Annotated in this window: 12 protein-coding genes, 3 tRNA genes and 1 pseudogene; 3 read left to right on the top strand and 13 right to left on the bottom strand. The window is 35.3% G+C overall.

Going from position 1 to position 12,753, the window contains the following annotated elements; genetic code table 11:
* Positions 1–50: 50 nt before the first annotated feature.
* From K5R64_RS11100 to K5R64_RS11090, 3 genes are all read right to left on the bottom strand, one after another.
* A tRNA-Leu gene (locus K5R64_RS11100) sits at positions 51–133 on the bottom strand.
* A 41-nt stretch (positions 134–174) separates the two neighbouring features.
* Positions 175–247, bottom strand: a tRNA-Lys gene (locus K5R64_RS11095).
* 37 nt (positions 248–284) lie between these two features.
* Positions 285–357 (bottom strand) — tRNA-Lys (locus K5R64_RS11090).
* Positions 358–483: 126 nt separating this feature from the next.
* On the opposite strand from K5R64_RS11090, the gene K5R64_RS11085 reads away from it, so the two are divergent.
* Entirely contained in the window at positions 484–999 is a 516-nt protein-coding gene (locus K5R64_RS11085; protein ID WP_220763492.1) for a shikimate kinase, read from the top strand.
* A gap of 90 nt (positions 1,000–1,089) precedes the next feature.
* Here the strand turns inward: K5R64_RS11085 and K5R64_RS11080 are convergent, their stop codons facing one another.
* Both K5R64_RS11080 and K5R64_RS11075 read right to left on the bottom strand, forming a co-directional pair.
* Positions 1,090–1,587, bottom strand: coding sequence for a phosphoribosyltransferase family protein (locus K5R64_RS11080; RefSeq protein WP_220763491.1), 498 nt, complete (start codon positions 1,585–1,587; stop codon positions 1,090–1,092).
* Positions 1,588–1,632: 45 nt separating this feature from the next.
* Entirely contained in the window at positions 1,633–2,022 is a 390-nt protein-coding gene (locus K5R64_RS11075) for an RNA-binding S4 domain-containing protein (protein WP_220763490.1), read from the bottom strand.
* Between the two features lie 78 nt (positions 2,023–2,100).
* Between K5R64_RS11075 and K5R64_RS11070 the strand changes: the two genes are divergently transcribed.
* The gene (locus K5R64_RS11070; RefSeq protein ID WP_220763489.1) at positions 2,101–3,036 is read left to right on the top strand and encodes an FKBP-type peptidyl-prolyl cis-trans isomerase; all 936 of its coding nucleotides are present in this window, start codon (positions 2,101–2,103) and stop codon (positions 3,034–3,036) included.
* A gap of 225 nt (positions 3,037–3,261) precedes the next feature.
* Here K5R64_RS11070 and K5R64_RS11065 read toward each other — a convergent pair whose 3' ends face one another.
* The 8 genes and pseudogenes from K5R64_RS11065 to K5R64_RS11030 form a co-directional block, all read right to left on the bottom strand.
* Complete coding sequence (locus tag K5R64_RS11065; RefSeq protein WP_220763487.1) at positions 3,262–4,215, bottom strand: transketolase family protein; 954 nt, start codon at positions 4,213–4,215, stop codon at positions 3,262–3,264.
* Between the two features lie 82 nt (positions 4,216–4,297).
* Complete coding sequence (locus K5R64_RS11060; protein ID WP_220763485.1) at positions 4,298–5,152, bottom strand: transketolase; 855 nt, start codon at positions 5,150–5,152, stop codon at positions 4,298–4,300.
* Positions 5,153–5,304: 152 nt separating this feature from the next.
* Positions 5,305–6,825: pseudogene (locus K5R64_RS11055) on the bottom strand (flotillin family protein).
* Positions 6,826–6,839: 14 nt separating this feature from the next.
* Positions 6,840–7,406, bottom strand: a complete 567-nt coding sequence (locus K5R64_RS11050) for an NfeD family protein (RefSeq protein WP_220763483.1) — start codon at positions 7,404–7,406, stop codon at positions 6,840–6,842.
* Between the two features lie 230 nt (positions 7,407–7,636).
* Complete coding sequence (locus tag K5R64_RS11045; protein ID WP_220763481.1) at positions 7,637–8,200, bottom strand: ferritin-like domain-containing protein; 564 nt, start codon at positions 8,198–8,200, stop codon at positions 7,637–7,639.
* A gap of 213 nt (positions 8,201–8,413) precedes the next feature.
* Entirely contained in the window at positions 8,414–8,668 is a 255-nt protein-coding gene (locus K5R64_RS11040) for a hypothetical protein (protein ID WP_220763479.1), read from the bottom strand.
* A gap of 201 nt (positions 8,669–8,869) precedes the next feature.
* Positions 8,870–9,505 carry an HAD family phosphatase gene (locus K5R64_RS11035; RefSeq protein WP_220763478.1) on the bottom strand — a complete coding sequence of 212 codons (636 nt, stop codon included), beginning with the start codon at positions 9,503–9,505 and terminating at the stop codon, positions 8,870–8,872.
* 108 nt (positions 9,506–9,613) lie between these two features.
* Positions 9,614–11,176 carry a YdiU family protein gene (locus tag K5R64_RS11030; RefSeq protein ID WP_220763477.1) on the bottom strand — a complete coding sequence of 521 codons (1,563 nt, stop codon included), beginning with the start codon at positions 11,174–11,176 and terminating at the stop codon, positions 9,614–9,616.
* Positions 11,177–11,559: 383 nt separating this feature from the next.
* Here K5R64_RS11030 and tgt point away from each other — a divergent pair, with 383 nt between their 5' ends.
* On the top strand, positions 11,560–12,690 hold the full coding sequence (gene tgt, locus K5R64_RS11025; RefSeq protein WP_220763476.1) for a tRNA guanosine(34) transglycosylase Tgt: 1,131 nt from the start codon (positions 11,560–11,562) through the stop codon (positions 12,688–12,690).
* Positions 12,691–12,753 lie beyond the last annotated feature (63 nt).

Below are 12,753 nucleotides of genomic sequence, written 5' to 3'. Positions count from 1 at the left end.
TAAAAACCCAGTGTTTACTGGGTTTAAAGGTTGTTTTTAGACTGTATTTGTGACCATGGAGGGATTTGAACCCTCACGCCCTTGCGAGCACCACCCCCTCAAGATGGCGAGTCTACCGTTTCTCCACATGGCCAAAAAGTAAAAAAGGTCATTCGAAATACGAATAACCTTTTGTGACCCGACTGGGGCTCGAACCCAGGACCCCATCATTAAAAGTGATGTGCTCTACCAACTGAGCTATCGAGTCAATGCGTAAGGAAAGAATGTTTTTAAATCACTGTTTGTGACCCGACTGGGGCTCGAACCCAGGACCCCATCATTAAAAGTGATGTGCTCTACCAACTGAGCTATCGAGTCATTTTCTTTCCTTGAATGCGGGTGCAAATATAAGGACTTTATTTAGAGTTTACCAAGAAAAAATGTCATAAATTTGTCTTTTTTTAATAAAATTTCTTAACCTCTTAGTTTGTAAGGTTTTAAAATATGAAGAAAATTATACTATTGGGCTATATGGGCTCGGGAAAGTCAACAATTGCAAAATCGTTATCCAAAATTCGACAAATTCCATTTGTGGATTTGGATGATTATATTGAAAAAAAATCGGGTATGTCTATAAAATCGATTTTTGAAACACGAGGGGAAATCCATTTTAGAAAATTGGAACACGAAGCTTTTTTGGAATTGTTAAATGATTCTTCCGACTATATTATAGGTTTAGGAGGTGGTACGCCTTGTTATGCTAATAATCATGAATTACTAATAGGGGAGGATAGGGTTTCTATTTACCTTAAAGCATCTATCGATACGTTGTTTAATAGATTGGTCTTAGAAAAAGAGAAAAGGCCTTTAATCGCTAATAAAACGGATGAGGAGATGAAAGAGTTTATAGCGATGCATCTCTTTGAACGTAGTTTTTATTATAATAAAGCACAATATACGGTTTCGGTTGACCAATCTGTTGATGAAATAGTAGCCGACATAGTTAAAGTGCTAGAGTAGTTTTTTTTGTTATCATAACTTTAAAGGCTCAAAGTTACACTTATTGCTAAAGTAACTTTGAGTCTTTATAGTATGTGAATAATTAGTGGATTAATTTAAGTAAGCATGGCTGTTGTTTTCGTCAAAAACCACATGTACGTGCTCAAGTAGAGAAGTTGAAAGCGAAATTCCTTTGAAATCAGCTTTTACAGGGTATTTTTTGTGATTTCGATCTACCAGAACGGCAGTTTTGAATTTTTTTAACGGCACGTCTAAAAAATGTCTCACAGCATAAATAAGAATAGTGCCCGAGTTAAGGACGTCATCAACTAAAATTAGGCCTTTGTCTTTATAGTTTTCTTTGGATAAAGAGGTTTGAATAGTATCTTCGGGTTTTTGTTTGTTAATTTTCACTTCGCATAGCGTTACTTTTAAGGGAGAAATAGCTTGTAATTCGGTGGCTATTTTTTCGGCAAATACATAGCCATTAGGAGCGATTCCAGCCAAAACCACTTCGTCATTATCCACAAAAGTTTCATAAATTTGGTAAGCGATACGTTTTATTTTATGGTTGATTTCTTGATGGGTAAGGATGATATTTTTGCTCATTTGTTTTACGTTTAAGGTGTTTGTTATTTGTTGTTTGTAGGATGTTTAGAGTTCTTCTTCGTCTTCATGAAAATCATTTCCAAAATCATCAATATCTCTACGATCTTTTTTGGTAGGTCTTCCTGTACCTGTTTTTCTATAATGGTCTTTTGAAAGTTTTAAAAGTTCCAAATGTTGGTACACTTCAGGTGGCGTATCATTACGTCTATAGATATCGACTAATTTTGCTCCAACACGGTTATCTGGAATGTCTAAAACGGTTATGGTTTGGGTAATTTGATCTTTCCTAAAGGTGATGATATCAGTAGGAAAAACTTCTTTTGAGGCCTTAGCTACTTGACCATTTACAGTTATGTGGTTTTTTTTGCAAGCTTCGGTAACCATGTTGCGAGTCTTGTAGTATCTTACACACCATAAATATTTATCTATTCGCATAATAATTGTAAAATCGGAGTTAAATAGTTTACAAAAATAAATCAATATTGTATCTTGCGCACTTAAAAATCAGTTATAATGAACAAATTTAAGTTTTATTTTATTTTATCAATTACAACCTTGTTACTATTTTCTTGTTCCAAAGATGATAATACGTTTGTTGAAGAGCCACCAAGAGATTATGGGGAACAATTTACACTTGATAACGAGATAATTGAAGCCTACTTAAATTCAAATTATATAAATATTACTGAGGCACCTGGAGAACAAGCCGATCAAGATGTTGAAATTACTTCTGTAGATAATGGTAAGGGAACCATTATGTCTTATTTGAATAGTTCTACGTTTCCAAAATTATTGACAAAAGAAGTTCCATTAAATGGTATTACTTATAAGGTGTATTATTTAGTGTTAAGGGAAGGAAAAGGAGAGAAGCCTACAAATGTAGATGATGTTTTGACTTCCTATAAAGGACATTATTTATATCAAACTACTACGAATGATGTAACGTCAACCTCGGCTATTTTCTTTGAAGAGGTAAAATACCCACAAAGCATGTTTAATTTGTATAGTGACGTTATTAGGGGTTGGGGAGAAATTTTTCATAATTTTAAAACAGGGGATTATGTTGAAGGTGTAGATGGTCATGTAAAATATAGTGATTTTGGTGCGGGTGTAATGTTTCTTCCATCTGGATTGGCATATTTCAGCGCTGGTTTTGGATCTATACCTACCTATTCGCCATTAGTATTTAGTTTTAAATTATATGCTTTAAAAAGAGCTGATCAAGATGGTGATGGGATTCTTTCTTATTTAGAGGATTTAAATGGTGATGGGTACATGAATGATTATCGAAATACAGTTACGTATCCTTCAACGATTGTAAATTTAGACGATACAGATGGCGATGGAATTCCTAATTATTTAGATATTGATGACGATGGTGATGGTTACACGACTAAATTAGAAATTTTGAAAGGAACGGATTATTTGGATAAAAATAGTCATCCTTAATATATTTTACAATTTTAAATAGAATCCCGTTTCATTACGGGATTTTTTTATTTCAGGTAATGTACTGAAAAATGGTTGGTAAAAATCATTGAAAGCCTTTTCTGTATGGTCTTACGAGAAGTTTTATGAAATTCGGTTTCATAAAATTTTTTTAGTAAATGAAAAAATCAAAAAAAAAGCCGCTAACTTCAAAAGTAGCGGCTTTTTTGGTATTGAAAAAAGCGGTTATTTTCTTGCGATTACTTTTTCAGCAGCAGCAAAAATAGCTTGATTGTTTAGTTTGTATTTTTCCATTAATTGCTCTGGAGTTCCTGATTCGCCAAAACTATCATTTACAGCTACAAATTCTTGTGGAGCAGGAGTGTTTAATGCTAAAACTCTAGAAACACTTTCTCCAAGACCTCCAAGGATGTTGTGTTCTTCCGCAGTAACTACACAACCCGTTTTTGCAACTGATTTTAAAATAGCTTCTTCGTCTAAAGGTTTAATGGTGTGGATATTGATTACTTCGGCAGAAATACCTTTTGCTTCTAATGCTTCAGCAGCAATTAATGCTTCCCAAACTAAGTGTCCTGTAGCAACTATTGTTACATCAGTTCCTTCGTTTAGCATAATTGCTTTTCCGATTACGAATTCTTCGTCAGCAGGTGTAAAGTTAGGAACAACAGGACGACCAAAACGCAAATAAGCAGGTCCTTGGTGTTTAGCTAATGCGATAGTAGCTGCTTTGGTTTGGTTGTAATCACAAGTATTGATTACGGTCATTCCTGGTAACATTTTCATCAAACCAATGTCTTCAAGGATTTGGTGAGTTGCTCCATCTTCTCCTAGTGTTAATCCAGCGTGAGAAGCACAGATTTTTACATTTTTTTCAGAGTAAGCTACAGATTGACGAATTTGGTCATAAACACGTCCAGTAGAGAAGTTAGCGAAAGTTCCCGTAAAAGGAATTTTTCCACCAATAGTCAAACCAGCAGCAATTCCAATCATATTGGCTTCAGCAATCCCGATTTGGAAAAAACGTTCCGGGTGATTTTTTTTGAAATCATCAAATTTTAATGATCCAATTAAGTCGGCGCAAAGTGCTACCACATTTTCGTTAGTTTGACCTAATTCGGTCATTCCCGCTCCAAAACCTGAGCGAGTATCTTTACTTCCTGTATTTGTATATTTTTTCATTTTTTCTTTTGAGTTACAGAGCCATTCAGGCTCTAAGGTCCTAAGTCCTAAAATCAGAAATCTTGAGTTTCTAATCTAAAATTTAATAATCTGAATTGCCTCCTGTGTTGTAATTTTGACCTAAAGCATTTTCAAGTTGAGCGTCATTTGGCGCTTTACCGTGCCATGCATGGCTGTACATCATGTAATCTACTCCATTACCCATTTCAGTATGTAGTAAAACACAAACTGGTTTTCCTTTTCCAGTTCTTGCTTTTGCTTCGTTCATTCCGCCAATGATGGCTTCTAAGTCGTTACCTTTAGTAATTTCAACTACCTCCCAGTCAAATGCTTCAAATTTAGCTCTAAGACTACCCATGCATAAAACATCATCCGTAGTTCCGTCAATTTGTTTTCCGTTTAAATCTACAGTAGCAATTAAATTATCAACTCCTTTAGCAGAAGCATACATAATAGCTTCCCAGTTTTGGCCTTCTTGCAACTCACCATCACCTGTTAAAACATATACAAGGTGGTTGTCTTTATTTAATTTTTTAGCTTGAGCCGCACCAATTGCAACCGATAATCCTTGTCCTAAAGAACCTGCCGCCATACGTACTCCTGGTAAATGGTCGTGAGTAGTAGGGTGTCCTTGTAATCTTGAATTAATCAAACGGAAAGTCGCTAATTCTGAAATAGGAAAATACCCGCTTCGAGCTAAAACACTATAAAATACAGGAGAAATATGTCCGTTTGAAAGGAAGAAAAGATCTTCTCCAATTCCGTCCATATCAAAACCTTCTTTGCGCTCCATGATATTTTGGTATAATGCTACTAAAAATTCTGTACAGCCAAGAGAACCACCTGGATGACCAGAGTTGACAGCATGTACCATTCGAAGAATATCTCTTCTTACTTGGATAGTTAAATCGGTTAATTGTTGTGTGTTAGGCTTCATTTTGTATGTAAAAGTTAAACTGGTGCAAATGTAAATTTTATTTTACCGTAAGACAAATGATTTTTTGATTTGTTGTCCAAATCATGAATTAAAACAAAAAAAGCTGTCGCACTTGACAGCTTTTATGTGTTTGAAGTAGGTGTAACGATGAATTATTTCAAAGATAAGTCACCTTCGTTGTCTATGGAAGGATTAGTGATTTCTTTTGGCGTTTCTCCTTTTAAATAATTAGGTAAATTTAATCCGGCCATATTGAATAAATCGTTCAAAGGTGGGACAGTTTTCATCATACCTGAAACAAAATTGGCTGTTGAGCCATTCCCATCAGTATTGTTTCCTGAATCCCAAACGGTGATTTTGTCAATTTTGATATTTTTAACCGCTTAAACTTGGGTTTTTACTAATTCAGGAAGTTTTTCAATTAATAATAATTGGAAAGCTTGTGTTGGGTCACCACCTGCAGCCGCAACAACTTGTTTGTATCCTTCGGCTTGTTTGGTCAAAATTTCATATAAACCATTTGCTTCTGCTTCCATTTTTGCAAAAATTGCGTCGGCTTCTCCTTTGGCATTTTCACGAATTCGTTCGGCATCTGCTTGCGCTTCGATGATAGCACGTTGTTTCGCAATTTCTGCAGGAACGACTACGTTAGCAATTTGGGTTGAACGTTCTCTTTCAGAACGAGCTAATTCTGCTTTTTGTTCTGCAACATACGATTCTTCTAATGCTTTTGCTTGTTGTACTTTTTCAGCCGAAATAGCAATACGAAGTGATTCGGCTTCTTTTTCTCTACGCAGGGCTTCTGAATTGGCAATGGCAATCTTGGCTTCGTTTTCTCCTTGAATCGCAATCGCATTCGCTTCAGAAGTTTTTACTCTGGTATCTCTTTCTGCTTCGGCTTTACCAATGGCTTCGTCTTTGTAAGCTGATGCAATACTAATTTCGCGGTCTTTTTGAGTAATCGCAATTTTAACATCTCGGTCTCTATGTGTTTCAGCAATCTGTGTATCTTTTTCTCTATCGGCTAATGCTTTTCCAGTTTCTCCTATTTTTTCTTGTTCAGCAACGCTAATTTTTGCTTCATTGATGGCTTTGGCAGCAGCTTCTTTTCCCAGTGCTTCAATATAACCTGATTCGTCTTTGATATCAGTAACGTTTACGTTGATTAGTTTTAAACCAATTTTACGCAATTCGCTATCCACATTTTTTGAAATATTATCTAAGAATTTATCACGGTCAGAGTTGATTTCTTCTATCGTCATGGTGGCAATAACCAAACGCAATTGACCAAAAAGAATGTCTTTGGCTAATTCTTGAATTTGTTCGTGCGAAAGTCCTAAAAGTCTTTCGGCTGCGGTATTCATACTATCTGTTTCAGTAGAAATAGCAATAGTAAAACGACAAGGAACATCGACACGTATGTTTTGACGACTCAAAGCATTGGTTAAGTTGGCTTCAATTGATAATGGTTTTAAATCCAAGTAAGCAAAATCTTGTATGACTGGCCAAATGAAAGCTCCGCCTCCATGAACACATTTAGCAGAGGTACCTCCTGTTCGTCCATAAATTACTAATATTTTGTCGGATGGACATCTTTTGTATCTAGAAACAAGTGCTGAGATACTGGCAAAAAATACAATTGCAGCAACTACAATAATTAAAATTGGTGTCATTTTTTGGTTAAAATTTATAAGGGTTTTACAAAAAGAATATTATTGTTTTCTATTTTAGTCACCACAACAGGAGTGCCTGAAGGAATGCTTTCATTTTCGGTCATAGCTTCCAGTTCGTGAAAAGCACCATTAATACTTATCATGATTTTTCCCTTCCCTGATTTATTTGCTGGTATGGTCAAATAAACTTCAGCAGTTTTATTTAAAGTATGAGTCATTTTGAACGAATTGTTCTCTTCTAATTTTTTTATTTGACGAATTATCAAAAAGAACAAATAAACAAACAGACAACCTACAAGCAATGAAAGGATGATTAGTAGTAAGGGGTTTGAAAACGTATTGTAAAACGAAATTCCAGTCCAACTAAAACCTAGTAAAAAGTGAATTAAGTTTCTAAATGAGAAGAGTTGAAAAGGGGTATCGGTGCTTTCTAAATTACTGTCAAAATCAGCATCTAAACCGTCAGTAGCATCAGTTCCCATAAAGGTTAAAACAGTTTGGATAATAAATATAAGACTCGATGGAATGGCAACGTACCAAAAAGTACGTAACAAGGGTTCTAAGTTGTCAATTAATTCCATTAAAAAAAAAGTATTTTTTAAAAATTAATAAATGGTAAATAAATCATCTTTACAGAAATGGTTTGTCAATATTACAAACATAATGAATTTACTTACCAAACAATACTTTTTGTTTTAAATATTTTAACGTTGTATTTAGTAAGAGGTTATTTCAATACAGTATTAAAAAAAACACAAAAAAAGCCTGAACAAACAGGCTTTTTGATTTACTGAATGTCTTGTTGTTGTTATTACATAAAGGCAGTGGTAATAGCATCAGCATAATAGGCATTCCTGTTGATTGAGCTCATCGCAATTCGGGATAAAGTTTTGTCGGCTTTTTTGTCCTCTGTAAGTGTTTTTTTAAGAAGTCCTGCTGCATTTTTTTCACCTAAGGTATTTGCAAAAGCGCATAAAGTCCCGTAAGTAGCAATTTCGTAGTGTTTCATTTTTTGTTCTGATGAAATAATACCAGCGTCGCGTACCGTTCCTATATCTGTAGTTTTTATGAGTTCGTTTGTTTCTTTCAATATCCCTTTCATTGCATCACATTTTTTTGTTGATGGTCGAATGCCTGTTGATTTGAAAATTTCTTCTAAACGAATAAGATGTTTTTTGTTGTCAGCAATGTGATTTTTTAGGGCTTCAATTAATTGAGGATGCGTAGCGTTTTTCATCATCATTGTGAGTGTTTTACTCAACGCTTTCTCAGCATGATAAATATCTTTTAATCCAACTTCAAATAAATCTCTGAGTCCATGGGCTGAATCGTGGCTAGCGAAATCAGTCCCGTTTTTTTTGCTTACATTTTCCATAATAAGTTGTTTTTTAAGTTAGTATTAAAAAAATCCAATTACAATGGAAATAGACCATTGATGGATTTAGTTTTGTTGTCTTATTGACATAGAGGTCGGGTTTAATGGTTTTTACAAAGTTAGTTAATTTATCTGTTTCATTTTGAGTAAGTTGTCGCTACAAAATGTTAATTAACAAAAAATAATAAGGGCTTTCTTGTAGAGAATGACGGATTAGGGTTCTTTTTGATAAATACTTAAAAAGCAATCGGTACATTCTTCATTGAGAAACAATTGGTTTTCTTTGATTTCAAACGATGTTTTGGAGTCATTTTCATAGACAATCATGGGTTTGATACCTCCAAAAATAGAAGCGCCTGTCTGAATCGAATAGTTGGTTTCTGAGGCTATTGCACCATTAACCATTTTTTTAATTGTCGAAGATGTGATTTGGAGTTGAATTGCATCTCCAGTTGACTTTGGTGTCAATGTTAGCCCTGCTATACCACCCGTAGATTCGACCCAATTCCAGTTTCCTAAAACAGGATTGTTGTTGGGTGAATTTTTTTCTGTGGAGCAGCTAATAAAAAAAAATAAAGAATAAAATGAATGTTAAGTTTTTCATTTCTATAGTTTTAGTGTTGTTTCTTTAAAAGTAACTAAAAAAATAGAATATAAAGAATAATTAGGTTAGACAAGCAATCGGTCAAGAATACTCATATCATCAAAAAGGGGGATGTTGATTTCTTTAAACAGGTCTTTGTTATGCGGGTTACGATACCCAAAAACGCTAAATCCACCCGCTAGTGCTGCTTGCACACCTGCTAAGCTATCTTCGATAACGACACAATCTTTGACGTCATATCCCATAGATTTCGCCGCATGTAAATATAGTTCTGGGTTGGGTTTCCAACTGTTGATGTCGTACGCACTAAATATGTTTCCCTCAAAACGGTCTATAAGATTTGTGGTTGTCAAGTTGAGTCTGATTTTTTCGGCTGGGCCATTGGAAGCAACTGCAACATCAATTTTTATTTTTGATAATAATTCGTGTACGCCAGGAATAGGCTGCATTTGGGTTCTAAAGGCTTCAAAGGTACGTTCTCTAAATTCTGTTTCAAATGTGTCAGGTAATTTTTGCGGTGCTAAGTGCTCAATATAGTCAAAACAATATTGCAATGATTTCCCTAAAAAATGGGTCATAACAAAATCATAATCAAGGGTAACACCGACTGTTTTAGCCATATCAACTAAGGTTTTGTTAGAGATGGTTTCGCTATCGACTAAAACGCCGTCACAGTCAAAAATGATGCATTTGTATTTCATTAATTTTATTTTTTTTGACTTAATCAGTCATTAATTATTTTTGGATTAATCCTAATAAAGTTAGCTAAACTAGGAATTTTAAAAAATTAAAAAGAATTAAGGTCAATTCTAGGAACTACACGACAACATGGAACAACCTACTTTATTTCGAGCCCATTCTGGACGTTTGGCAAACCATTTTTCGTTTTGATTTTGTTCGTCGTATGGTTTTTTTAAAAGGTTAAAAAGTTCGTCGATGAGTTGGTAATCTCCTTTGTCAGCAGCATCAATAGCGAGTTGTGCCATATAATTACGCAATACATATTTTGGATTTACGCGATTCATTTTTTTGGCTCGCTCTGCATTTGTTTCTTTTTCTACAAATAATCGTTCACTGTAGTTTGAGAACCATTGGTTCCAAGCATCAGAAATTTTTGCGGGTAATGCTTCGGTGTTATAAAAGGCTTCCTGAATGATGGCAATGCCTTGTTCCGGGTTTTCTTTGGGAAACTTACTTAGATTTCGATAAAAAATAGTCATATCGGTTTCGGTAAGGTGCAAGTTGTTTTCGAGTTCCTGAATAAGGGTTTGGTCTTTTTCATTTGGGCTAAAAAGTCCAATTTTAGAACGCATCATCTCCAAATATTTTGCCTCAAACGAAATTCCAAACTCAGCTAAGATTGTTTCTAATCCCTCTGCTTCTTCAATTAAAGGAAACAAGGCATTGGCTAATTGATATAAATTCCACAGTACGATATTGGGTTGGTTGCCATAACGGTAACGTTTGTTTTGTGCATCAGTAGTGTTGGGTGTCCAGCCGTACTCATATCCTTCCAACCAACCATAAGGACCATAATCGATGGTTAAGCCCAAGATAGACATGTTATCGGTATTCATTACTCCATGTACAAAACCAACACGTTGCCAGTGCAATACCATTTCGAGACTTTTCTCTGCTACTGTTTTAAAAAATTGTAGGTAGCTTTCTTTAGAAGGTGTTCCTATTTCAGGGTAAAAATGCTTGAGGGTGTAATCAACCAAAGTTTGTAAGTTTTTGATATCATTACGAGCAGCAAAGATTTGGTAGTTTCCAAAACGCAAAAAACTTGGTGCTACTCGGGTTACAATAGCGCCTTTTTCGTAAGCGGGATTTCCATTATAAAGCATGTCTCTCAAGACTTCTTCACCAGATAAAGCCAGTGTTAAAGCTCTTGTAGTAGGTATGCCTAGGTGAAACATGGCTTCGCTACACAAGTATTCCCTTATAGAGGAACGCAATACCGCTAGACCGTCGGCGGTGCGGGAATAAGGGGTCTTTCCAGCTCCTTTTAATTGGATAGCCCAACGCTGATTGTTGTGAACTATTTCGGTTAGGTTGATGGCGCGACCGTCACCTAGTTGTCCTGCCCAGTTTCCAAATTGATGTCCACCATAACACATCGCATAGGGATTGGTATGAGGTAAAACTTCGTTACCAGTAAAGACATTTTTGAAAGTTTCTGATAAGGTGTCTTCTTCTGTTAGACCTAAATGCTTGACCATTTCCGGGGAGACGTGGATGATTTGTGGGGCTTTGGTTTTTTTAGGCGTTACAAATGAAAAACAGGCTTGTTCTACTTGACGAACAAAATTAGCGTCATTGGGGTCAGCAGGTAATTCTTTGTTGAAGGTATCTTGAATATTAAGTTTCATATGGGTTGTTTTTTAGACACTGAGGCCACAAAAGAGGCAAATGACAAAGTTACAAACAACTAAGGCGATAAAGAAAAGATTGTAGTTTTTTGTTTTCTAACTTTAAAAAAGGGTAATTCGTTTGCGATAATTAAGTATGAAAATTTAATAATGGCTAACTTTCTATTGATTTTTCTTTATTTTACGCCGTTTACAACTGGAATTAAAGCAAATTTATAGGTTGCTAATGATAAAATGGAATGTTTAAAAGAAAAAAACAACAGAATTAACGATTGATTTATTTTACACTGTACTTTAGGAGTTAAAAAGAGTGATTTTTTCTAAATTAAACTATCTTTGCGCACCCGAATGGTCGGGAGAAAAATGGGAAGAAAAATCACAATATGAAGTTTGATTTATTACAAAAAGACCCTCAGTCTAAGGCTCGAGCAGGAAGTATTACTACAGATCACGGTGTCATTGAAACGCCAATTTTTATGCCCGTAGGTACGGTTGCCTCTGTAAAAGGAGTGCATCAAAGAGAATTGAAAGAGGATATTAATCCAGATATAATCCTTGGGAATACGTACCATTTGTATTTGCGTCCACAAACAAAAATCTTAGAGCAGGCAGGAGGTTTGCATAAATTTATGAATTGGGATCGTAATATTTTGACAGATTCGGGTGGTTATCAGGTGTATTCGCTATCGAATAGCCGAAAAATTAAAGAAGAAGGAGTAAAATTCAAATCTCATATTGATGGCTCCTATCATGTGTTTACTCCTGAGAATGTGATGGAAATTCAACGTACCATTGGGGCTGATATCATAATGGCTTTTGATGAGTGTACACCTTATCCTTGCGATTACAATTATGCCAAACGTTCGATGCACATGACCCATCGTTGGTTAGATCGATGCATTAAGCATTTGGATAAAGTGCCTGTAAAATATGGTTACGACCAAGCTTTTTTTCCAATTGTTCAAGGAAGTACTTATAAAGATTTACGTCGCCAATCGGCGGAATATATTGCCAATTCTAATCAAGTGGGAAATGCAATTGGTGGGTTGTCAGTAGGGGAACCAGCTGAGGAAATGTATGCTATGACTGAGGTAGTAACGGAGATTTTACCCGAAGACAAACCACGTTATTTGATGGGAGTGGGAACACCTATCAATATTTTGGAAAATATAGCGTTAGGAATTGATATGTTTGACTGTGTGATGCCTACCCGAAATGCTAGAAACGGTATGTTATTTACGGCAAACGGTACAATAAATATTAAAAATAAAAAGTGGGAAGATGATTTTTCACCGATTGACGAAATGGGAATTACTTTTGTAGATACAGAATATTCTAAAGCCTATTTGCGTCATCTTTTTGCTGCTAATGAATATTTAGGAAAACAAATTGCTACGATTCATAATCTTGGTTTTTATATGTGGTTGGTGCGTGAAGCAAGAAAACATATAATCGCAGGAGATTTTAGACCTTGGAAAGAAATGATGGTCAAAAACATGAGTCAGCGATTATAAAAAGGGATGTGTTAGGAGTTAAAAGTTGTGAGTCAAGCAACCTCTAATCTCTAACTACTAATT

The sequence above is a fragment of the Flavobacterium sp. UMI-01 genome, assembly GCF_019656315.1.
Classification (GTDB): Bacteria; Bacteroidota; Bacteroidia; order Flavobacteriales; family Flavobacteriaceae; genus Flavobacterium.
The sequence above is the reverse complement of the archived record's forward strand: the minus strand, read 5'-3'. Positions and strand labels throughout refer to the sequence as shown.